Source organism: Priestia sp. HNGD-A6 (genome assembly GCF_045784335.1).
GTDB classification, from domain to species: Bacteria; Bacillota; Bacilli; order Bacillales; family Bacillaceae_H; genus Priestia; species Priestia zanthoxyli.
The window spans coordinates 1,363,702-1,386,613 of record NZ_CP138621.1 but is presented as its reverse complement, the minus strand read 5'-3'; the positions used below and the strand labels follow the sequence as shown (position 1 = coordinate 1,386,613).

The 22,912-nt window shown below is 37.9% G+C and carries 25 protein-coding genes, 1 other RNA gene and 1 riboswitch; of the genes, 19 read left to right on the top strand and 7 right to left on the bottom strand.

What is annotated here, in order from left to right; translation table 11 throughout:
• The first annotated feature begins 45 nt into the window (after positions 1–45).
• The 5 genes from SCI76_RS07050 to SCI76_RS07030 all read left to right on the top strand — a co-directional run bounded on the left by SCI76_RS07050 (position 46) and on the right by SCI76_RS07030 (position 5,755).
• Complete coding sequence (locus SCI76_RS07050) at positions 46–1,134, top strand: CotH kinase family protein (protein WP_372497472.1); 1,089 nt, start codon at positions 46–48, stop codon at positions 1,132–1,134.
• 131 nt (positions 1,135–1,265) lie between these two features.
• A complete protein-coding gene (locus tag SCI76_RS07045) occupies positions 1,266–2,357 on the top strand; it encodes a hypothetical protein (protein WP_048018479.1) in 1,092 nt (363 codons plus the stop codon).
• A 69-nt stretch (positions 2,358–2,426) separates the two neighbouring features.
• Positions 2,427–3,089: a hypothetical protein gene (locus tag SCI76_RS07040; protein WP_028414069.1), complete on the top strand. Its 663-nt coding sequence runs from the start codon at positions 2,427–2,429 to the stop codon at positions 3,087–3,089.
• A gap of 166 nt (positions 3,090–3,255) precedes the next feature.
• Positions 3,256–3,373, top strand: a riboswitch (SAM riboswitch).
• A 71-nt stretch (positions 3,374–3,444) separates the two neighbouring features.
• A complete protein-coding gene (locus tag SCI76_RS07035; RefSeq protein WP_048018480.1) occupies positions 3,445–4,590 on the top strand; it encodes a PLP-dependent aspartate aminotransferase family protein in 1,146 nt (381 codons plus the stop codon).
• Positions 4,574–5,755: a PLP-dependent aspartate aminotransferase family protein gene (locus SCI76_RS07030; protein WP_048018481.1), complete on the top strand. Its 1,182-nt coding sequence runs from the start codon at positions 4,574–4,576 to the stop codon at positions 5,753–5,755. Before SCI76_RS07035 ends, SCI76_RS07030 begins: the two co-directional genes overlap by 17 nt.
• Positions 5,756–5,789: 34 nt before the next feature.
• On the opposite strand, the gene SCI76_RS07025 is transcribed toward SCI76_RS07030, so the two are convergent.
• The 4 genes from SCI76_RS07025 to SCI76_RS07010 form a co-directional block, all read right to left on the bottom strand.
• Positions 5,790–6,056: a hypothetical protein gene (locus tag SCI76_RS07025; protein ID WP_048018482.1), complete on the bottom strand. Its 267-nt coding sequence runs from the start codon at positions 6,054–6,056 to the stop codon at positions 5,790–5,792.
• A gap of 62 nt (positions 6,057–6,118) precedes the next feature.
• The gene (locus tag SCI76_RS07020; RefSeq protein ID WP_048018483.1) at positions 6,119–6,778 is read right to left on the bottom strand and encodes an SIMPL domain-containing protein; all 660 of its coding nucleotides are present in this window, start codon (positions 6,776–6,778) and stop codon (positions 6,119–6,121) included.
• 231 nt (positions 6,779–7,009) lie between these two features.
• On the bottom strand, positions 7,010–8,488 hold the full coding sequence (gene putP, locus SCI76_RS07015) for a sodium/proline symporter PutP (RefSeq protein WP_048018484.1): 1,479 nt from the start codon (positions 8,486–8,488) through the stop codon (positions 7,010–7,012).
• 292 nt (positions 8,489–8,780) lie between these two features.
• Positions 8,781–9,326 carry a YhcN/YlaJ family sporulation lipoprotein gene (locus SCI76_RS07010; RefSeq protein ID WP_033578433.1) on the bottom strand — a complete coding sequence of 182 codons (546 nt, stop codon included), beginning with the start codon at positions 9,324–9,326 and terminating at the stop codon, positions 8,781–8,783.
• Between the two features lie 111 nt (positions 9,327–9,437).
• On the opposite strand from SCI76_RS07010, the gene SCI76_RS07005 reads away from it, so the two are divergent.
• The 3 genes from SCI76_RS07005 (at position 9,438) to SCI76_RS06995 (ending at position 10,381) form a co-directional block, all read left to right on the top strand.
• On the top strand, positions 9,438–9,605 hold the full coding sequence (locus SCI76_RS07005; RefSeq protein WP_165573336.1) for a hypothetical protein: 168 nt from the start codon (positions 9,438–9,440) through the stop codon (positions 9,603–9,605).
• A 279-nt stretch (positions 9,606–9,884) separates the two neighbouring features.
• Positions 9,885–10,088, top strand: coding sequence for a cold-shock protein (locus tag SCI76_RS07000; protein ID WP_013056130.1), 204 nt, complete (start codon positions 9,885–9,887; stop codon positions 10,086–10,088).
• Between the two features lie 167 nt (positions 10,089–10,255).
• Positions 10,256–10,381, top strand: a complete 126-nt coding sequence (locus SCI76_RS06995) for a hypothetical protein (RefSeq protein WP_305120133.1) — start codon at positions 10,256–10,258, stop codon at positions 10,379–10,381.
• A 277-nt stretch (positions 10,382–10,658) separates the two neighbouring features.
• On the opposite strand, the gene SCI76_RS06990 is transcribed toward SCI76_RS06995, so the two are convergent.
• From SCI76_RS06990 to SCI76_RS06980, 3 genes are all read right to left on the bottom strand, one after another.
• Positions 10,659–10,970 (bottom strand): DUF6509 family protein, encoded by a 312-nt coding sequence (locus SCI76_RS06990; RefSeq protein WP_028414061.1) that lies wholly within the window; start codon positions 10,968–10,970, stop codon positions 10,659–10,661.
• A 160-nt stretch (positions 10,971–11,130) separates the two neighbouring features.
• Positions 11,131–12,642, bottom strand: coding sequence for a diguanylate cyclase domain-containing protein (locus tag SCI76_RS06985; protein WP_048018486.1), 1,512 nt, complete (start codon positions 12,640–12,642; stop codon positions 11,131–11,133).
• 151 nt (positions 12,643–12,793) lie between these two features.
• Positions 12,794–13,045 (bottom strand): hypothetical protein, encoded by a 252-nt coding sequence (locus tag SCI76_RS06980; protein WP_063246874.1) that lies wholly within the window; start codon positions 13,043–13,045, stop codon positions 12,794–12,796.
• Positions 13,046–13,166: 121 nt separating this feature from the next.
• On the opposite strand from SCI76_RS06980, the gene SCI76_RS06975 reads away from it, so the two are divergent.
• The 11 genes from SCI76_RS06975 (at position 13,167) to SCI76_RS06925 (ending at position 22,815) form a co-directional block, all read left to right on the top strand.
• The gene (locus tag SCI76_RS06975) at positions 13,167–15,437 is read left to right on the top strand and encodes a DEAD/DEAH box helicase (protein WP_305120030.1); all 2,271 of its coding nucleotides are present in this window, start codon (positions 13,167–13,169) and stop codon (positions 15,435–15,437) included.
• 4 nt (positions 15,438–15,441) lie between these two features.
• Entirely contained in the window at positions 15,442–16,692 is a 1,251-nt protein-coding gene (locus tag SCI76_RS06970; protein ID WP_048018488.1) for a ribonuclease H-like domain-containing protein, read from the top strand.
• A gap of 346 nt (positions 16,693–17,038) precedes the next feature.
• Positions 17,039–17,530 (top strand): spore coat protein, encoded by a 492-nt coding sequence (locus SCI76_RS06965; RefSeq protein WP_033578437.1) that lies wholly within the window; start codon positions 17,039–17,041, stop codon positions 17,528–17,530.
• A gap of 63 nt (positions 17,531–17,593) precedes the next feature.
• The gene (locus SCI76_RS06960) at positions 17,594–18,145 is read left to right on the top strand and encodes a DUF1273 domain-containing protein (protein WP_048018489.1); all 552 of its coding nucleotides are present in this window, start codon (positions 17,594–17,596) and stop codon (positions 18,143–18,145) included.
• 104 nt (positions 18,146–18,249) lie between these two features.
• A complete protein-coding gene (gpsB, locus tag SCI76_RS06955) occupies positions 18,250–18,582 on the top strand; it encodes a cell division regulator GpsB (protein WP_013056140.1) in 333 nt (110 codons plus the stop codon).
• A gap of 63 nt (positions 18,583–18,645) precedes the next feature.
• Positions 18,646–19,034: RNase P RNA component class B (gene rnpB / locus SCI76_RS06950), an RNA gene on the top strand.
• A 247-nt stretch (positions 19,035–19,281) separates the two neighbouring features.
• Positions 19,282–19,626 carry a hypothetical protein gene (locus SCI76_RS06945; RefSeq protein WP_048018490.1) on the top strand — a complete coding sequence of 115 codons (345 nt, stop codon included), beginning with the start codon at positions 19,282–19,284 and terminating at the stop codon, positions 19,624–19,626.
• 36 nt (positions 19,627–19,662) lie between these two features.
• The gene (locus tag SCI76_RS06940; RefSeq protein ID WP_048018491.1) at positions 19,663–20,289 is read left to right on the top strand and encodes a PspA/IM30 family protein; all 627 of its coding nucleotides are present in this window, start codon (positions 19,663–19,665) and stop codon (positions 20,287–20,289) included.
• Positions 20,290–20,424: 135 nt separating this feature from the next.
• Positions 20,425–21,153 (top strand): cell wall-active antibiotics response protein LiaF, encoded by a 729-nt coding sequence (gene liaF, locus SCI76_RS06935; RefSeq protein WP_048018492.1) that lies wholly within the window; start codon positions 20,425–20,427, stop codon positions 21,151–21,153.
• Positions 21,150–22,196 (top strand): sensor histidine kinase, encoded by a 1,047-nt coding sequence (locus tag SCI76_RS06930; RefSeq protein ID WP_048018493.1) that lies wholly within the window; start codon positions 21,150–21,152, stop codon positions 22,194–22,196. Before liaF ends, SCI76_RS06930 begins: the two co-directional genes overlap by 4 nt.
• Entirely contained in the window at positions 22,189–22,815 is a 627-nt protein-coding gene (locus tag SCI76_RS06925; protein WP_048018494.1) for a response regulator transcription factor, read from the top strand. The genes SCI76_RS06930 and SCI76_RS06925 overlap by 8 nt, the downstream gene beginning before the upstream one ends.
• The last annotated feature ends 97 nt before the right edge of the window (positions 22,816–22,912 follow it).

Here is a 22,912-nt window from a genome sequence, read left to right as displayed (position 1 = left end):
GAATTTACCCTTCATATACTTTAATAATTGAAGAAAGGTGGTCGAATCATGAAGCAAAAAGAAATCCCTCAATACGCTCTGTTTGTGAATGTAAAAGATTTAAAGGAAATGCAAAGAGATATTTGGTCAGAAGAAGCGGTTCAGGCAACGATGAAGTTTAACAAAAAACGCTACGATATTGATTTGCTCCTAAGAGGCTCCCATATTCGGAAGATGAAGAAAAAGTCATATTATATTGAATTTTATTCTCCGAAAATATTTCAGCGCGCCAAAGAAATACACCTAAACGCTGAATACAAAGATCCATCGCTTATGCGCAACAAATTGTCCCTCGATTTTTTCTCTTCTTTAGATGTTTTATCTCCCCACTCTCAGTTTGTCACTCTTAAGATTAATGGGAAAAATGAAGGAATATATCTTCAGCTCGAATCGGTAGATGAACTATTTTTGAAAAAAAGAAATTTAGCGGATGGATCTATATTTTATGCAGTAGACGGAGATGCTAATTTTTCTTTGATGAGCGATTTGGATAAAAAGCCAAAAACAACTTTGTTATCTGGATATGAAGATAAAGCAGTGAGAGAAGGAGACGAGGAAAAATTAGAAAAGTTTATATTTAATCTTAATACATGGACAAATACAGAATTCGAACAGAATATTGAGAAGTACCTGAACGTCGACCGCTACTTATCTTGGTTAGTCGGTATTATTTGTATGCAGAATTACGACGGTTTTGTCCATAACTATGCGCTCTATCTAAATCATGAAAGCGGGCGCTTTGAACTGATTCCATGGGATTATGATGCAACTTGGGGAAGAGATGTAAATGGAAAAGTAATGGAAGGAGACTATGTACGTGCACAAGGATTTAATACGCTTACAGCTCGATTACTGGCGGTGAACAGCATTAAAAAGCGATATATTAAAAAAATGAACAATGTTCTAAATAATCAATTTACAATAGAATACATGAAACCAATCATTTATCAACTGCATGATTATATTGCTCCATATGTATTAAAAGATCCTTACGTAAAAGATAACTTGGAGCAATTCCATAAGGAACCAGACCTTATGCTTTCTTTCGTAAAAGACCGAACAGCGTACATTAAAAGTCATCTTTTTGATTTTTGAATTTTACTAGACTGATAGGCAAAAGTGGAATTTAAGAATAATAGGCAAATGCAGGAAGACAATAGCTGTACATGATACGTATATATACATTATGAATGACCAATAAGGACAATTAATAAGGAGGAAAAATAATGAGTAACTATTACTACGACCAAAATCAAGACCAAACTCAAAATGCCAATCGTAGTCGCGCTCGTAAAGTTCAACAATCTGAAAGCACGGGCTACTCTGCCCACTTTAAACCATTAAAAGGGAGAGTAGTAACTGTCTATCGCGGGGGGCCTGAATCTAAAACGGGATATTTAATCGACGTTCAATCAGATTATTTAACACTTGCTCTTGAAACAAAACAAAATAACAATCAGCAAAATAATCAACCGGCGCAGCTTATTCCACAACAGCAATATACATTTATTTATTACCAGCTCGCTCATGTTAAAAGCATTACAGAGGATACAAAGTCTAATTCCGCGCAAACATTTTCTGGATTTAATAGTGAAGTAGAACTGCACAGAGCCAACACATTTGCAGGCACTTTATTATTGATGAAAGATAAACAAGTGCAAATAAATCAAGGAGGGCCAGAGAAAAAATTGGGTAAGATCCTTGATGTATTAGGCTCATTTGAATCTGCGTATGTCGTATTACTAACAGAAGATGACGGCGTCGTTTATATCAATGTAGAGCACATAAAGAGTGTAAGTGAAGTTGTAAGCAAAAATACGCCTGTTGTTCCGCAAAACCCATTATTAGTTGAAGAAACACCTGAGTATATTAAAGCGAAAAGTTTCAATGAACTGTTTGAAGAGTTTTCGCATAGATGGGTAGCTATTAACGGTGGAGGGCCAGAGGCTGTAGAAGGTGTGTTAGTTCAAAGTCGCAATGGGAACTTTACTCTTGTACAAAATAATCAAGTTTTACGTTTACAACCAAGACACGTAAAAACCATTGCCTTAGGATCAAAAGGATCTTTCAAGCAAAATGAAGAAAATTCTGAGCAAAATGGAGATACAAATGAAGAAGATTCTGTGCAAGAATCAACTACTGTAGATAGAACCGGAGGTCGCACGGATGGCCGTACTGGAGACCGTACCGGAAGACGTACAGGAAGACGTACAGGAGGTCGCACAGACGATCGCTCGGGAGGTCGCCGTACGGGTTCACGCTCTTCAACACCAGGTGAAAAAGTTATTAAAACGAAAAATTATCGTTGGAAAGCATGACGAACTGGAACGTAAAAGGTGCTTATAAAGCACCTTTTCTATCATATAGGAAAAAGGAGGAGAATGAGAATGAGTATGAATCATTATATTGATAAAATTGTTGAAGTCGATATATCAGGGAAAACAACGTTTATAGGAAAACTTGTTGATCTAGGGTTAGATGTAATGGTTTTATATAATGGACATGATTATTTGTATATTCCTCTTTTACACATACATCGCTTGCGAGAAGTTTCAGAAGAAGATTATACGCCTTTACGGACAATAGAAGAAAATTTAATAGAAGAAAGCCAGCGGATTTCTTATCGTAATATTTTACAGCAGGCAAAAGGGAAATTTATTGAAATTTATGTAACGGGAGGGAAATCATTGCATGGCTATATCACAAGCGTGCTGAATGATTATCTTGTGTTTTATTCTCCAGTGTATAAAAATGTCTTTGTTTCTCTGCATCATTTGAAATGGCTTACCCCTTACAGTAATGAGTTAACCCCTTATTCTTTAAGTGACAAAGAGCTCCCCGTAAGGCCCGCCTCTGCACCTTTTGTCAGAAACTTTGAAGAGCAGCTTAAAAAATATGAAAATCAACTGGTCGTATTAGATTTAGGGGATCAATCAGAAAAGATTGGTGTACTTAAAGAAGTTTCTAACAATATTGTTGAACTAATTACGGCAAATGGAGAAAGTATGTATTGGAAGTTAGCTCACGTAAAATCTGTGCACTTGCCTTAGAAAAAGAGACCTTGGTGTCGTCTCTTTTTTTATGTGCTTATCAGGACAAGTATATTGAATAAACAAATGAGATGATTTAAATTTTTTAGAAAATTATGTTGACAATAAAGAAAATCTTTATTAAAGTTAGTAACAACAAACGTTAACCACCAACAATTATATAGAACTCTTATCAAGAGTGGCGGAGGGACTGGCCCTGCGATGCCCGGCAACCATCAAATGAATCATTCATTTGAACGGTGCTAATTCCTGTGGAACATCAGTATTGTTCTAACAGATGAGAGAAATCGTGTATAAACGAACACTCTTCCATCTGTGAAGAGTGTTTTTTATTTTGAGTTAAGGAGAGAAATAGATGAAAATTGAAACTTTATTAGTTCGTTCAGGAGTAGGTCGTGATCCTGCAACAGGTTCTATTACAACACCCATTTACCAAGCATCAACATTTGCTCATCCTGCTTTAGGGCAAAGTACAGGATTTGACTATGCACGTACGGCAAATCCTACTCGTACAGCATTGGAAGAAGCAATTGCTGCTTTAGAAAAAGGAGAAGTAGGAGTAGCATTCGCTTCAGGAATGGCGGGTGTAATGGCAGTTTTAGCACTATTTAAAAACGGAGATCATTTAATTGTATCAGAGGATTTATACGGAGGAACGTACCGAGTACTAAATGAAATCTTTTCAGAGCAAGGAATTACTGTTTCGTACGTCAACACAGCCCATCTCGAGCAAGTAAAAGATGCGCTTCGTCCCAACACGAAAGCTTTATTTATTGAAACACCTACAAATCCAATGATGCACGTGACTGATTTGTCAGAAGCAATTGCGTTAGCTAAACAGCATGATTTGCTTACTATCGTTGACAATACATTCATGTCCCCTTACTATCAGCGTCCTTTAGAGCTTGGAGCAGATATTGTGATACATAGTGCAAGCAAATACATTGGGGGTCATAATGATGTTGTTGCTGGTCTTGTAGTCGCTCGATGTAGTAGCTTAGGAGAAAAAATTCGTTTTTATCAAAATGCAGCTGGGGCAATCTTAGGTCCACAGGATAGCTGGCTGTTATTGCGCGGTATTAAGACGCTAGCGCTTCGGATGGAAAAACATAACGAAAACGCACTGAAAATTGCAAATTGGCTTACTGCTCATGATCTCGTGGAAAAAGTGTATTACCCTGGTCTTGAAACACATCCGGGCTATGAAATCATGAAGAAACAAGCAACTGGATTTGGAGGCATGATTTCTTTTGCTGTCTCACACCCTGACATCGTGTCAGTACTTTTAGAAAATGTTAAAGTTATTACATTTGCAGAAAGCTTAGGAGGCGTGGAAAGTTTAATGACATTCCCAGCTCGTCAAACACACGCTGACATTCCTGAGGAAATTCGAAATCGTGTCGGAGTAACAAACTGTTTACTTCGATTATCAGTTGGAATTGAGCACGCAGATGATTTAATTAAAGATTTGAAGGAGGCATTTGATGCATACCAACAATAATAAACATAGATTTGGTACGAACTTAATTCATGCAAATACAGGAATTGACGGTCATTTTGGAGCGGTTAACGTACCTATTTATCAGGTATCTACATTTAATCAAGAAGATGAGACGAACAACGGCCGCTATGACTATTCTCGTTCAGGAAACCCAACGCGTGAGGCTTTAGAAAACACTATTGCTCAGCTAGAAAATGGATACGCTGGTTTTGCTTTTTCATCAGGTATGGCTGCTATTTCATCGGTGTTATCTATTTTTGAATCAGGAGATGAAATTTTAGTTTCACACGATACGTACGGCGGGACATATCGTGTATTAACACGATTATTTTCAAAGTTTGGTATCAAAACAACTTTTGTTGATACAACGAAGGTTGAGAAAGTAGAAGAAGCTATTACAAAAGATACGAAGGCTATTTATATCGAAAGCCCTTCAAATCCATTTTTACAGGTAACGGATATTAAAGCAGTAGCAAGTTTGGCGAAGGAGCACAATCTCCTTACAATTGTGGATAACACGTTTTTAACACCTTATCTGCAGCAGCCCATTGACCTTGGTGTAAATATTGTCATTCATAGTGCTACAAAATATATCAGCGGCCACAGTGACGTCATTGGCGGTTTAGTTGTAGTAAGCGATGAAAAGCTAGCGGAAGAAGTAAAGTTTGTACAAAATGCTTTTGGTGCTATCTTGGGGCCACAGGATTGTTTTTTACTGCTTCGAGGAATTAAGACATTAAAAGTTCGTTTAGATCAGCAGTTAAAAACAGCGCTGCAGTTTGCAAAGTGGCTTGAAGAACAATCTCTAGTGAGCCGTGTATACTACCCAGGCTTAAAAAGTCATCCGGACCACAAACTCATTTCAGAACAAGCAAATGGATACGGAGCTATGATTTCTTTCCAAGTGCAGGATGAAGAAGTAGCACGACATATTTTACAAGGAGTCAAATTAGCTTCAATTGGCGTTAGTCTAGGTGCAGTTGAATCCATTCTCACGCATCCTGCAACAATGTCTCATGCAAGTATCCCAAAAGAAGTACGTGAAGAAAAAGGAATTACTGATTCACTTCTTCGCCTTTCAGTAGGGTTAGAGGAATTCGAGGATTTGAAGCAAGACTTTAACGCTGTTTTTCAAAGCTTAGAAGAAAAAGCGTTAATTAAATAAAAAAAGGACTTCCATTAAGGAAGTCCTTTTTTTGTTATATACAGCTATCTAAAAGGTTTGTGTATAGGGACGTAAGCGCAACTTTTTCATCAGAGGAAAGACCGCTGTTTAGAATTCTTTTTATGCCAAGATGATATTTTACATACGGTGTTTGCCGAACGCGTGGATGAGTCATTTCATCTTTTAAATCTTTCAGAATGGCTTCGTGAAGCTGATCTTCACTTGTCAGGGCTTGTTTAGAAGCGAAAGAACGGTTCAACCATAGGGTCTGATAAGCTGCTAGTAAATGTTCAGAAGTCATTGTGCAAAGAGCTCCTTTAGATTAGTTTCTTCATTATAATAATCTATAGTTTACCATAAGTATTAATACGTGTACGTAACTTTTACAGAAGCAGATACAGTCAAGGACTGAGCTTGAATAGGGGGAGAGGCTGCTAATAACTTAGGCGAGGATCCAGATGACTGATAGACGGGGCCTTCTTCGATTAAAATGGGGATTTGGTTAATAGGGAGCTGCAGCGTGTTGGCAATGGTAAAGGCCTTTTCTTTAGCGTTAAGCAAAGCTTTACTTATCGCTTCTTGTTCATATTTATCATCATTTGTAACGTGGAATTGAAGATCTTGCGCTACGTTGGCTCCGCTTGAAAACGTAGCGTTATAAACATCGCCAGCTTGTTTTACATCTTGTACTCTTACTCTAAACAAATGCTGTACTTCGTATCCTGTAAGAGTCGATTTTCCATCGCTGTAATCATATTTAGGGTTTATAGTGAATGAAGCTGTTTCAATTTGCTGGTCATTGATTCCAAGTTTTTGTATTTCTTGCAGCAGAGTATTTGAAACAGCTGAATTTTCTTTTAAGGCTTCTTGAACGTCTCGGTTTTCCGTGCGCGTTCCAATCGTCATGGAAATTTCATTTGGAATGGCTGAAGCACTCCCTTCACCAATTACTTTAATTTCTCTATTTTGTGTATCTGCGCGCAGTTGCTGTGTAGGTTCATAAGGGAAATAAGAATGTTGCATACCAAAAACCTCCTTTATTGATCTTTAGTATATATATGATAAGAAAAGGAGATTAAAAACAAAAAGAGATTGAGACATAACTAAATCAACCGCCAGAAGCAACTATATACATAAAACCTACATTCACCATACCATTAAAAAATCCGAACGAATTTGATTCTTCATCAAGAATCTCGATTCATCGTTCGGATCTTCCTTCAACTTACGTACTTTTTTTCAGCTTCTTTTTGTTTATTTCGATTCTTTTATTAAAATTTCTTTCATTTCAACAAATTGCTGTTGAACATCGCTTGATGGTTTCTTTGTTTGTAAACTTACAACAATAACAGCTAATAAGCTTAAAAAGAACCCAGGAATCATTTCGTAAAGGGTATCCTTCAACGGAGTGTTCACCCAAATTAATACCGTGACAGCGCCTACAATCATCCCTGCAAGTGCTCCCCATCGAGTCATACGCTTCCAGTATAGACTTAGTAAAATAGCAGGACCAAATGCAGAACCAAATCCAGCCCATGCGTATCCGACAAGTCCTAAAATCGTATCACTAGGTTTTAAAGAAAGCAAAATACCAATAATTGCAACACCTAAAACGGCAGCTCTTCCGACTGTTACAAGCTCTTTGTCAGAGGCTTTGCGTCGGAAAAATGTTTTATAAAAATCTTCTGTAACAGAGCTTGCCGTTACAAGCAGCTGAGAAGAAATCGTACTCATAATTGCCGCTAGTAGAGCTGCATATAAAAATCCAGTAATTAACGGGTTAAAAAGTATATCTGCAAATTTAATAAAAATAGTTTCAGGATCTGCTAGTTTCATACCCGTTTTTTCTACATATGCAATTCCAACAAGTCCTGTCAGCATAGCACCAATAATAGAAATAATCATCCAGCTCATTCCAATACGACGTGCAGGTTTTAGCTCTTTAACAGAAGAGATAGCCATAAAGCGAACGATAATATGAGGCTGTCCGAAATAGCCAAGTCCCCAGGCCAAGAAAGATATAATACCTAAAACGGTTGTACCTTTAAAAATGTCCAGGTATGCTGGATTAATGTTCTGTACAATATCCATTGTTGTGTTAACGCCTCCAACATTGGTGAAAGCTACAATGGGTACTAAAACTAAGGCAAGAAACATAATAACACCTTGCACAAAATCTGTTAAACTAACAGCTAAAAATCCACCGAAAAGAGTGTAGGCAATAACAACAGATGCTGTTACAAATAAGCCGATTTGATAATTCACACCAAATGCCGATTCGAACAATCGTCCGCCTGATACCATACCAGCTGAAGTGTAAAGAGTGAAGAAAATAAAGATAACAATCGCTGATACTGTTCGAAGAATCTTGGCGTGGTCGCCAAAACGATTTTCAAAAAAGTCTGGAATTGTAATAGAGTCGTTCGCTACTTCCGTATAAGTGCGAAGACGCGGAGCGAGGATTAAATAATTTAAATAAGCACCAATAGATAAACCTACTGCAAGCCATAAACTTGAAAGGCCTGTCACATACATGGATCCTGGAAGCCCCATTAACATCCATCCACTCATATCTGAAGCGCCAGCTGAAAGCGCAGTAACGGCCGGACCTAGTCCGCGTCCGCCTAGCATGTAACCCGATACGTCTTGAGTTGTTTTTGTGTAGGCATACCATCCTATTCCAAGCATTCCTACAAAATAAATGCCCAGTGAAATATAAACACCAATATCCACCAAATCTCCCCTTTATGCATTTTTTATGCATGAAACGAGCACTGCTCGCCATGCAAACATCTTATGGTTTCTAAAACTAACAAACTTTTCCCTTACTATCAACCCACAAAACCGTAAATTACCTAAGTCTAAAATCCCCTAAACCTTTATATCACAGAAATGAAAACGTTTTCAAAATAAAGTAAAATAAAAATATTTAGAAATTTATAAGAGCAATTTTTATGCAATATTTTATGCAAAAAATAAAATAAAAAGAGCATTTCGTAAAATGCTCTTTTGTCATTCATGTATATTAGCGTGAATTAGGGAATACGCGTCGAACAACTTCTGAAAACTCGTCAAATAGTCCAGAGACTGGTTTGCCGGTTTGAAGCTTGTCTACATATCCATTCATACGGTTTACAAAGTCGGGGTTTGTTGATACAAACACTCGATGAACACTGCCGTCGGCTTTTCGTACTTCATGTGCGATCTTATGCTCCATATCTTTTGTGAGATTGCCTTCTTTATTATCGTCTAATACAGCTGCTACATAAGCTGTATGGTCGGTTACGATTACGTTAGCATCTTTTACATTTTTTAACGCTACGATACGATCAGCTGCCACATCGGCTACTCTCATTCCGCCGGACTGATTGTACTGTTCTTTCTCATTACGCTGTACGTCTTGCGTATTATTTACGTCATTCATTTTCGTTTTATTGTTTCCATTTTCATATGTGACGTTGCGGACTGTATTATCGTCAATGACGCCATCTTTACCTTGATCTGCTGTACTGCAGCCGAATAAAGAAAGGGTCGTCATGCAGCCTACAACAAACAAAAACGATTTCTTCATGATAGTATCACTCCTTATAAGTTTTAACCTTTCTTATAATTTGTTAAAAACGTGTGAAGCATACATGAAAAATATAAAAAAGCCTATACTATCGAAAAAGGAGGAATATGTATGAGTGAAATCCGACAAAGCATATTTGTGCTTCATACAAAAGAAGAAAACCATGAAGAAACAACAACGTTTGCGTTAACTTCAGAAGAAGCTAAGCTGTTATTTGAAACCCTGCAAAATAAACGAAAAGAAATTATCGACGCCCATATTGATAACATGTTGACGTAAGGAAGGTAAATATCTTGTAAAACAGATGAGCCATATGTTAAAGGTGGCCAAATATTTGCATTCTACATATAGGTATAGTATAATGTAAACGCAACCAAATATAATTAATACTATGTTTTGACCATATACTCGAATTAGATTTAGTGAAAATTCACTTGTTATAAAGGAGATCTACTTCGCGTAGGTCTCTTTTATAATATGTGAATTTTTTATTTACGGTATAAATGTAAATATAGAGTAACATATTAAAATTTTTACATTTTTTGGAGGTTTTTTTACATGGCTACTACAGGTACAGTAAAATGGTTTAACAGTGAAAAAGGCTTCGGTTTTATCGAAGTACCAGGCGAAAATGATGTATTTGTTCATTTTTCAGCTATCCAATCTGAAGGCTTCAAAACATTAGAAGAAGGCCAAAAAGTTGAATTTGAAATCGTTGAAGGCCAACGTGGACCTCAAGCGGAGAATGTTGTAAAATTATAATTCAACGCTACATATGAAAGCTGCCAATCGGCAGCTTTTTTTGTGCAAATTTTTTTTATTTGTATGATTAAGAAAATAGATTAAAGTAGGGGAGAAGGGAAGGCGTGAGTTCATTTCATTGTTGTGCCACATGTCAACATTTTCAAAGCATTAAATTGGATAAGGGAATGAAGTATCAATGCAAGAGACTAGGCTATGAAACTCGTCCTGCTTATCAGTTTACATGCTGGGAACCAAAAGAAGTAGTTAAAAAGCTAATGGAAAAACGAAATCAAAAAGATATTGATACATAACGAAATCGATCCCATCTAAAGACGAACAAAGAACAAATGGAATGGATTCTCTAGTATGAATTGCTTGTTACATCGCTGTTGGTTTCCGTGCAAGACTGCGCTTTCCGCGGGCGGGCGCTGAGCCTTGCCCTCCAATCAACAGCTATAAGCACCTACATACATGAAACCTAAGTTCACCATCACTACGAAAAAATCCGAACGAGTTGGATTCTCCATCAGGAATCTCAATTCATCGTTCGGATTTTTACTAAACTACTTTTGTTCCAGCCGCTTTTAATTATTCCTCTTTATCTGTCCCCTCCTCTGAAGGTAAATGCTTCCCGCAAAACTCTTTGACAGCTGCTTCTTCCTCTTCTTCTAGGTCGAAGTCTAATACTTTATTTGTTGAAACTTCGTAGAAATGAGTCTGGGCAATAGAAGTGTTATCTTCGCCTTTAATATATACTACGCGTAGTGCTAGGTCGCTGCCGGTATATAATTCATCCTCTTCTTCTACCTCAATGTATAAATGAAATTCATAGCGTTCACCTAGAAGGAGACCAAATGGATCCTGCAATTGTTCAGCTGTATATTCTTTAATTGTAAACATATGTACGTCCTTTCCATATATCAGTAAAATACTTGCATCATCTATTATAGTTTTTCTTTGCAAAGAAAGAAAGTGCATGCGTAATTCATGCACGGATTTATTCCTTGGTCATTCTATTTAGCGAATCTACTTGATGCGATGGCGCAAGGAATTCGATGGTTTACTTAAAGATGGAAGAAACGCGCGTATGTTTTTGCTTGTACATGGCAGCATCTGCTTTTTGAATTAATGTATCTAGGCTGGTGTCGTCTGAAGGCGCACATATAATAAACCCGTAACTCGCAGACAGTGCATATGGCTTCTTACATTCTTTCTTTTTATCTTCTAGCTGATTATTAATATTTTGCCACAGCTCGTGTACGTATTCTTCCGTTTGTTCAGGAGCAATTAATAAAAACTCATCACCTCCGTAGCGAAAGAGCGTATCATTCTTGCTAATATAACCACTAATTGATTCTGCTATTGTTTTAATAAGCCAGTCGCCTTCTCTATGACCGTAGTGATCATTTACTAGTTTTAAGGAATTAATATCGATAAAACATAATACAAAAGATGTATCATTGGTTTTAGCTCTCAGCAGTTCCAGCTGCAGTTTTTCCATTCCGCTTCTTCGATTTAAAATTCCGGTTAGCATATCAGTTGAAGCGTGCAAGCTCAATTCATGCTCAACCGCTTTTAAATCGGTTATATCGGTAATACCTGCGAGTATGCAGCTTTCGCTTTGATACTCTAGTAATTCATAATTGATCATAACCCACTTAGAATCTCCATGTTCACGTGCTTCTAGGATGTAGTTTTTTACATGCTTTTCTTGTTGAAGACGTTTTAAAATCTCCTCTCGATCTTCATCAGTAGGGTAGATTATAAATCCGTCTAGTTGATCAAGATCTTGAGAAGCAAGATTGTAAAAATGAATAGCTTTATTGTTAATGAGCAGCACTTTGTGGTCGGATAATCTCGTTAATAGTAAAGGATAGGGATTAATTTTGAACAGCGTAAAAAAATTATGTTCGCTTTCTTTTAGCTTTAAATGATTCATATATTCTTTGTGACGGTATGTATAGAGAATATATGAGATAAGCAAAGCGATAGCAACTGCTGCAGTTGTATTGATCTGCTTTGAAATAAGAGAAAAAGAATCCGGTACATATCGTGATAAGCCATATAGTAAAAAAAGATGGTTAGGAATAAAAATAATGCACAGATGTTTTAATTTCATAGGACATAAAACAGCTGTGGAAATCAAAAGCATCATATAGACGTCTACGCGACCTGTGAAAAGCTGGCTGTTAATAGTAGAAAGTGCTGCAGCAAATACGTAATAAAATATATAGCCATATACCATGGTGCTTAAGTAGTTAGCAAATCGCTCTTTTCTTTTACTAAAATAATAGAAGAATAAATAAAGAGAAGAGAGAGCGAAACTAGTGAAATGAATGCCAATTAGTGTATGTCTAAACTGAGATGTCCCCGCATGTTGAAGTAAAGAAAACCCTATATAAATATAAAGAGGGTAGGAAATGACAAGAGCAAGTGAAACTAGCTTGACTCTTTGTTGAAGCATTTCTGCATTCGTTTTATCGAACATTTTATCTTCATTAACTTCTCTTCCTGAAGGGGAACGAAATTTCTTCAGAAAGGAGAAAGGTAAAAGCGAAAGAAGAAATGACATGACCATCATCTCCATATCTTTTTTTAGGTATTTTAGCATGTTTGTATAAGAAAAGACATGAATTTTTTAGATGAAAATGTCTGCTTTTCCATCAAGAAAAAGCACTAAGAGTTATAGGAGTAAAGGTGAGACCAAAGGGCCCCACCTTTTTTTATTGAAGTTTATTTGATTCAGCATGCCGTACAAACATGTTTTCATCTTCTACTAAGCCGCAAGCTCCGCACTGAATGCGTTTTTGGGGTCCGTTATAGGCAGCGTGAAAGGCATCGAGCGTATCGTTTGTGTATTCTTCTACGACGTCTCCGCTTCTTGGGTCCATTTTTACAGGTTTTGCATTTTGTTCAATGATATTAAAGCGCGTTCGATTTGTTTTGCAGCTAGGGCAAAGATAAGGGCTTCCCATTTTTAACATCTCCTTGAAAAATTTACTGTATTAATACCATGTCCGAATCCACCAAAAACATACAAAAACTTATGGTTTTCTATCGAACGTTCATTCGTTAAAATAGAAGCAGGTGATGAAAATGAGAATACGAAAAAACTTACAAGAAGTAATAGATATCTTGCAAACGAATCCATCGTATCAGCAAAATATTGTTCATTGGCATACAATCGAAGAGAAAGAAGCTAAAACTGCACCATTTCCAGCTTCTTTGCATACGAAACTGCGGGAAGCACTTGAAAAACGAGGAATTGGTTCGCTTTATACGCATCAAAAAACAGCGTTTGATTTGGCGACAGCTAAGAAGAATGTTGTGGCCGTTACGCCAACAGCCTCGGGGAAAACACTGTGCTACAACTTGCCGGTACTGCAAAGTATTATGGAAAACGATCAAGCTCGAGCTCTTTATTTGTTCCCAACAAAAGCGCTTGCCCAAGATCAAAAAAGTGAATTAAATGAAATCATTGAAGAAATGGAAGTGCCAATCAATAGCTACACGTATGATGGAGATACTCCGGCAAATATCCGCCAAAAGGTGAGAAAAGCAGGGCATATCGTTATTACGAATCCGGATATGCTTCATTCAGCTATTTTACCTCATCATACGAAATGGGTATCACTGTTTGAGAATCTGAAATACATTGTGATTGATGAACTTCATACGTACCGCGGTGTTTTTGGAAGCCACGTAGCCAACGTTATCCGCCGGTTAAAGCGAATTTGCCGCTACTATGGAAGCGATCCTATCTTTATTTGTACATCAGCGACCATCGCTAATCCAAAAGAACTCGCTGAACATTTAACGGGAGCTCATGTTATGTTAGTAGATAACAACGGAGCGCCTAGCGGCCGCAAACATTTTATTTTTTATAACCCGCCTATTGTGAATAAACCGTTAAACATTAGAAGAAGTGCTACGCTTGAAGTGCGAAATATTGCAGGAGAGTTTTTGAAAAATAAAATTCAAACGATTGTATTTGCACGAAGCCGAGTACGAGTGGAAATTATTTTAACGTATCTGCAGGAGCTCGTAAAAAACCAGCTTCAACATAAGTCTATTCAAGGGTATCGAGGAGGATATTTGCCGAAGCAGCGACGCGAAATAGAAAGAGGACTTCGAGAGGGAAGTATTTACGGGGTAGTCAGTACGAATGCTTTAGAGCTAGGAGTGGATATCGGGCAGCTGCAGGTGTGTGTAATGACAGGTTATCCAGGCACGGTTGCAAGCGCTTGGCAGCAAGCAGGACGAGCAGGAAGACGTCATGGAGAAGCCGTCATTGTGATGGTCGCAAGTTCAAGTCCGCTTGATCAGTATATGATTCAGCATCCGGATTACTTTTTTAGCAGAAATCCAGAAACAGCTCGAATTAATCCTGATAATCTTGTTATTTTAGTCGATCATTTAAAATGTGCGTCCTATGAGCTGCCGTTTAAGCAGGGAGAAACATTTGATGGGGTAGAAATTGAAGACGTGCTGGAGTTTTTGCAAGAAGAACGAGTGATTCATTTTAGCGGAGATAAATGGTACTGGATGAATGATTCCTTCCCAGCTCATAATATCAGTCTGCGCTCTGCATCCCAAGAAAATGTTGTCATCATTGATCAATCGGACGTTGCAAATGTGAAAGTAATTGGAGAAATGGATCGCTTTAGTGCCATGACGCTTCTTCATGATGAGGCGATTTACTTGCATCAAGGCATTCAGTATCAAGTAGAATACTTGGACTGGGATGAGAAAAAAGCATATGTTCGTGAAGTCGATGTAGACTATTTCACCGATGCAAACTTAGCGGTTAACTTAAAGGTTCTAGAAGCTGATAAAGAGCGACTGGAAGGAACATATTCAATCGGTTATGGCGATGTAATGGTCAGCGCCATGGCGACGATATTTAAAAAAATAAAGTTTGAGACGCATGAAAACATAGGGTCAGGTCCCATTTCACTTCCGGAAGAAGAGCTTCATACAAATGCCGTGTGGCTAAGCTTTGAAAAAGAACAGTTTTACGAATCAGAAGAACGATTGGAACAAGCTCTTATTTCCGTGGCAAATGCCCTTCAGTCAATTGCACCGCTTATGGTGATGTGCGATCCGTCTGATTTACATGTAGTTCCTCAGATAAAAGCGGTGCACAACGAACAGCCGACTATCTTCTTATATGATCGATACCCGGGAGGCATTGGGCTAAGTGATAAAGTATACGAACAAATGAATGATGTGCTAAATCAAGCCAATCAATTAATTGTAAATTGTTCTTGCGAAAGCGGCTGTCCGTCTTGTATCGGTATGGAAGCACAGGGAGAACACGCGAAAAGCGATGCGCTCGTGCTGCTACAACAACTGCAAAGTAGGTGAACTCTTGTCTTTTAAAAATAAATTAAACCGTATGAAAAAGCATCTTCATGTTACAGAAGCAAAGCCGCCGGTTGAAAGTAACCCGCAGCGATCTAAAAGCGCGTCTATTCCCTATGAGCAGGAATGGGAGGGAAATCATGCTGCGCCTTACTTTGCCGAAGACAGCTACTGTATGATTAGAGAAGTGGTTTACCCGCTCGACTACAAGCATGGACATTATGAATTTAATGAGCTGAAAAAAGTAGTGGAAGTATGGAATCGGTCTACAGTTGCTCATCCGCTTTCATCAAAAGGCCACACTTATTCAGATTTATTTTTCTTTGATACGGAAACGACAGGGCTTAGTACAGGTACGGGAACGACTATCTTTTTGCTAGGGTATGCAAGGGTGCTAAAAGATTCTGTCGTTTTTCGTCAGCATATATTGACGGAGCCAAGTGGAGAAGTAGCATTTTACGAAAGTTTTTTAAAAGAAGTAGACTATACGACGCTTGTGACTTATAATGGGAAATCTTTCGATTGGCCTCACGTGAAGACTCGCCATACGCTATTGAGAGATCATTTGCCCAAGCTGCCTAAGTTCGGTCACTTTGATTTACTTCATGCGTCAAGAAGGCTGTGGAAACACAAAATGCATTCGGTTAAGCTTGCGAATGTCGAAAAAGAAATACTTGGAATTGAACGAGTTGATGATATTCCAGGTTTTTTAGCTCCCATGATTTATTTTGATTTTATTGAAACGAAAAATCCAAGAGGCTTATTCGACATTATGAAACATAATGAACATGATATTTTATCGCTTATTACCTTATACATTCATTTATCAAAGCATCTCCTTACTAGTGAGGAGTTTACAGAAAAAGAAACATACGAAGTAGCAAGGTGGTATGAGCAATTAGGGGAGAACAAGCACGCTTTCTCTCTTTATCAGGGCGTAGCGGAAAAAGAAAAAGAAGAGCATGAAAAAGCTCAGCTAGCGATGGCTTATCATTATAAAAAAGAGAAGAGTTGGAAAGAGGCAGTGGACATGTTTGAACCCTTGGTTCAAACATGTGAAGGTGACGTCGCTATAGAAGCATTGGTTGAGTTAGCTAAAATTTATGAGCATCGTCTCAAAGATGTTCATCAAGCACTTCTATATACTGAGCTAGCCTCGGAGAAGTGGAATCAACTCAGAGGAATGACGAAAAAAACGTCGAAGGAAGCGCTTGAAAAAAGACTTCTTAGATTAAAAAATAAATCAGCTAAAGCATAGACTTCAGCTGATTTATTTTAAAAAATTCAGAATTATTATTCTTTTATTTTTGTGGAGGTTTTATATTGTTCTATTTTTCAGTCATTGATAAAATTAGTCAATGTAAGACGTATTCTTACAGCTTAAAAACAGAACTTTGGTGAGATGGAGAGAGGCCTCATGAAAAATGTGATTTTAGTATCATTTTTCGCATTAATTTGTTTAACAGTAATTGTCTTAAGCAGTTTGAAAAATTCGTATAACTCCTTTATGTAGGCCAAAAATAGGTGTTTGTCTTAGTACATGTACACTGCCCTTCACATATTGTAATAGTGTAATAACTAAACAGTGAAAGGGGAAAAAGGATATGTATCCAAGACCAACAAAATGTATGCCACCAATTGTGCATCCAACAAAATGCTGCACACAGTTTACTTCTCAGGAGGTAGTTGTACCTCACATTCATCCAAGTCATAATACATTGGTGAACCATACAAACGTGAAGCACGTGCATTACTTCCCGCAAACACAATCTGTTGTAAATGAAACTTCAAATCAACAGTTTTTTGGCGGTGCGCAGCAATATCCAACTCAAGTAGGTGGAGCAGGCTATCCAGGTCAAATGGGAGGCTACCCAGGTCAAGTAGCAGGTGCTGGTTACCCAGGTCAAGTAGCAGGTGCTAGTTATCCAGGCCAAGGAGGCTACCCAGGTCAAGTAGGTGGAGCTGGTTTTCCAGGCCAAGGAGGTTACCCAGGTCAAGTAGCAGGCGCTAGTTATCCTGGACACAAAGGTTGCGGCCAAGGAAGCTGTCATACAAAAGGCGCGCATCAAGGACCTAATTCAGGGTATTTTAGATAATGTACGTTAATAGGAGCTGATTACATCAGTTCCTATTCTATTTTGTTACAAAGGAGTTATATAATGAAGGTGCTAACGGTTACTGGTTATAAGCCATTCGAACTTGGAATTTTTAATGAAAAACATCAAGGCATTACATACATAAAAAAAGCGCTCCATAAAAAATTACAGGAATTAGTAGAAGATGGATTAGAATGGGTATTGATTAGTGGCCAGCTAGGAGTAGAGATTTGGGCAGCAGAAGTGGTATTTGATCTGCAGCTCGAGTATCCCGAGCTTCAGTTAGCTGTTTTAACACCATTTTTGGAGCAGGAAGAAAAATGGAATGACGTCAATAAAGAATTGTATGAATTCGTCTTAAGTCAAGCAGATTATGTAGATAGCATCACAAAAAAGAAATATGAAAGTCCAGCACAGTTTCGGTTGAAAAATCAATTTTTAGTAGAAAAAAGTGAAGGTATTTGTTTAGTTTACGACGAAGAGCACGAAGGAAGTCCTAAATATATGTTAGAAACGGCTAAAAAGCGTGCTGAACGAGAAGAATACCCTATTATAATGGTGACGTCTTACGACTTACAAGATATCGTGGATGAAGAAAAATTTTCGTCTTTTTAACGCCACTTGACGAAACATTTTAAAAGATAAATTGACATTTGAAGCTATTTTTGAAAAAATGAATTATAATAAAGATAAGGTTTATCGTATTCGAGGTGATAGAGATGTTAGCTGATAAAATTCGTTTAACGGCCAAAGAAATTTTAGAAAAAGAATTTAAAACAGGCATGAGAGGCTATAATCAAGAGGAAGTAGATAAGTATCTAGATTCTGTTATTAAAGATTATGAAGCATTTCATGAAGAAATTGAAGCATTACAAACTGAAAATTTACGCTTAAAAAAGCAAGTAGAAGAGTTATCTAAAAAGCCGCAACAACCTTCGTTTACCCCGCCGCCGGCTCAACAGCAGCAGCAAGCGGGTACGACAAACTTTGATATTTTAAAACGTTTGTCAAACTTAGAAAAACATGTGTTTGGAAGTAAATTATACGAATAACCTAAAAATAGGAGTTGCATTCAACTCCTATTTTTATTATACTAAGGAAAGTCGTTATCAATAACGTTCGGGTAATTGCTGCATCACATATGAGGATGTAGAGGAAAGTCCATGCTCGCACAGACTGCGATGTCTGTAGTGTTCGTGCCTAGCGAAGTCATAAGCTAGGGTAGCTGTTAAAAGCTAACGGCGGGGAAAAAGCCTAAGTCTTTTTAAGATATGGCTTGACTACTCTGAAAGTGCCACAGTGACGAAGTCTTATCAGAAATGATAAGAGTGGAACGAGGTAAACCCCTCGAGCGAGAAACCCAAATAATGGTAGGGGAACTTTCTGGAAGGAACTGAACGGAAGGAAGGACAAAATGGTTACATTTTGTAGATAGATAATTGCCACCGGAGTACGAGGTAGCTAGCCGCTTGCAGTACAATGGTACAAAACATGGCTTACAGAACGTTATTGAAAAGCAATCGACAATAGTTGTTATACACTATATTTTAATCCAACCCAGCTCTTCATATAACGGAAGAGCTTTTTTTATGTCAAAATGACAGCTTATCATAAGCTGTCATTTTTTTGTACAATCAGGCTGAGCTTGTTGTCAGCCTCAGGTCTTAGGAGAAAATAAAGCTCTAGCTCGTTTTGAAAAAACGTTATCATCCTTAAACTAAGTATATAGAGAAGCGAAAGGAGGAAACAAAATGAAAAAAGTTGGTTTGTTTTTGATTGGAGCGGTAGCTGCTATCGTTCTTCTTGCAAATGCTGGCCCCATGGTAGGACTTGCGCTTGGCTTGGTTATTTTGTACGTAGCATTTAAAGGGTTTGTTAAAGCAGAGACCCCCTTTAACAAATGGTTCTGGGGGTTTATTGGTGTCGTCGTACTCTTAACAACCGTTTCAAACCTTCCGGCTCTTGCTGGTATCATCGCAGCAGTAGTACTTTACATTGTATATAAAAAGTGGAACAGCAGCAGGCCTATAAAAATGGAAAAAGAAGATCCGTTTAAGCACTTTGAACGTCAGTGGGCTGACTTAAATCAAAAATAATAAAATTTCACTTTATTATCTAAGGAGATGAACAAAATGAGAAACTTATTTACTCGAATGAAAGAAACGATTTCTGCAGACCTTCATCAATTACTTGATCACAAAGAACAAAAAAATCCAATTGCTGCGTTAAATCACTATTTGCGCCAATGCGAGCAGGAGACTGAAAAGGTAAGGCAGCTTGTTGAGCGGCAGCACACGTTAAAAGAGCAGTTTAATCGCGAATACCATCTGGCACTTGACATGATGAAAAAACGTCATGAGCAAGCACAAGTGGCGCAAGCAGCTGAAGAAGCAGAATTACATGAATTTATTGTAAAAGAGCATGCTCACTACGAAGAGAGAGCAAAACGTGTAAAAGAATCTTATGAAGATGCATCCAAGCAGTTAGAAGAGCTTGAACAAAAGTATGAAGAAATGAAGCATAAGGTAAAAGATATGCATATTCGCCGTATGGAACTAATGGGGCGCGAAAATATTGCCCGTGCGCACCATCGTATGAATTCAGTAATGAAAACGGAAGCATCTTATGCGTCCTACAGTCAGTTTGACGAAATGGAAACCTATATTGACCAGCTTGAAAATCAAATTAATACAAATTACTACAGACAAACGGTAGACAGCAAGATTGCTGAATTAGAAAAAAGAGTAAAATCATCGTAAAAAATCAGTGTTTCTGCATAAAACATGGTATTCTAAAAAAGGCGTAGGTTTCTGCGTCTTTTTAAGATGAGAGAATAGATATCTGCAGCATCCAAAGAACGCTATGTCATCTACGAGGAGAAAGGAGAGGGAGCTGTGCAAAGCGTAAACAAAACAGAATCTCTTATGTTCATTTTTATTTGCAGCTTATTTGTCCTGTTTATTGAAATTATGTTTTTTCACAGCGGCTTGATCTTTTCTGTATTAATTGCCGGTGCGTTCATGTATATTGGGCGAAAAAAAATGGGAAGAAAATTAGGGCGTATGTTATTTTGGATTGGCGTTATTGGGCTTGTGTTGAATATATTTAATACGGTTGCCTTTAAGTTTTTAGTTATTGCTCTTTTCCTTTACTTTTTACTTAGATTTATTCAATTACGAAAGCATCCGGTTGAATTTAGACCAACTGACGAGTTGACACAGCAGCCAAACCAAAGTTTGGTGCAGGTCCGGCCGGTTTTGACGAATAAACTTCTTGGTAGTCAAAGAACCGAAGACTCCGTATACGAATGGGATGATATTAATATTCAAAGCGTATGGGGAGACATTGTGATTGATTTAAGCAATACTGTTCTGCCAAAAGGCGATGCGGTTATCTTTATTCGTCAAGTGTTTGGAAATATTAAAGTGCTCATTCCTTACGAAACAGAAGTATCTGTGAATCATTCTAAACTAGCAGGAAACGTAACGGTTTTTGGCCATCAGCGCGGCTTTTCGTTCAATGAAAATTTGTCTATCAAAACAGAGGAATTTGATCAATCTGCTCATAGGGTGAAGATTGTTACAACTGTTGTGATTGGAGATTTAGAGGTGCAAAGGATATGAGTATTCTTCAACGGCAGTTATTGTGGGGGATTTTCTTAAGTTTTTTTGTATTTGTATCCGTGCTCCTTACCGTGTTTTTGGCATATCCTGTTTTTCAACTTAGCGACTTATGGAAAACGAGCGTATTTGGCATGCCTTTTGTGCTGTTTTCCTTCAGTTTAAGCCTTACGATTGGAAGTGTGATTGGAGGAATCATGGGGTTTATGTGGAGACAGCAGTGGACATATGTTGAAAACCGATTATATGAAATAGAAAATGGCCACCGGCATATGTCGGCAAATGAACCGCTTATTCAAGAGACGTCTCGAATTATAAGCCGTTTAAACAAAGTAGATCATAAAATGATTTTTCAAGCGCAGCAATCTCAAAAGATGGCAACGGAAAAAGTGGAAAATCAGCAAAAGCAAGTGCAAGAAATTGTTTCTCAAGAACGAAATCGGCTTGCTAGAGAACTGCATGACTCCGTTAGTCAGCAGCTATTTGCCGCTTCGATGCTTATGTCTGCTATTACGGAATCCAATCTTACGCTACAAGACTCTGAAGCTAACCAATTAAAGATGGTTGAAAAAATGATTAATCAATCACAGCTTGAAATGAGGGCTTTGCTTCTTCATCTTCGTCCTGCAGCATTAAAAGGAAAATCGCTACAGGCTGGAATGAAAGAACTGATGAATGAGCTTGCTCAAAAAGTACCGCTTGAATTAAATTGGAAAATAGAAGGGTTTGAACTTGATAAAGGCATTGAAGACCACTTGTTTAGAATTTTGCAAGAATCCGTATCAAATACGCTGCGTCATGCAAATGCAACAGCTTTAGACGTGCTGCTGATCAAACGTGACTTTTCCATTATTTTACGTATTGTGGATAACGGAGTTGGTTTTGATGTAGAAAAGGAGAAAGTCGGATCGTACGGTCTGCAAAATATGTATGAACGCGCAGTTGAAATTGGAGGCCTATTAAAAATTATTAGTTTGCCCGACAAAGGAACAAAGCTAGAAGTAAAAGTACCGTTAGTAGAAAGAGAGGAGAAGCAAAATGATTAATGTACTGTTAGTAGATGACCATGAAATGGTTCGTATTGGCGTAGGAGCGTATTTGTCGGCTCAAACAGACATTCATGTAATAGCTGAAGCAGCCAATGGCCAACAGGCCGTTGAATTAGGGCTTCAGCTGCGCCCGGATATTATTTTAATGGATTTAGTCATGGAAGAAATGGACGGGATTGAAGCAACAAAACAGCTCATTAAGCAGTGGCCGGAAGCAAAAGTAATTATTGTCACTAGCTTTCTAGATGACGAAAAAGTATATCCCGCTCTAGAGGCAGGGGCAACAAGCTACTTATTAAAAACGTCTAAAGCAGGAGAAATTGCAGCTGCTATTCGCCGTACATATGAGGGGGAATCTGTATTAGAGTCTGAAGTAACCGGTAAAATGATGTCTAAAATGAGAAAGCCGTCTTTACCTCATGAAGAACTCACAGCTCGTGAAATGGAAATTTTACTTTTAATGACACAGGGTAAAACAAATCAAGAGATTGCAGACGAATTATTTATTGCGCTAAAGACGGTAAAAACACATGTGAGCAATTTATTAAGTAAGCTGGATGTGCAGGACCGAACTCAAGCCGTCATTTATGCCTTTAAACACAAATTAGCGCAGTGAGAATCGTTATTCAAAAGAGAATAACGATTTTTTTTGTGAAAAACCTATTTTTTTGCATGTATTCATTATAAAATAGCGATATGCGTAAAGGCGAACG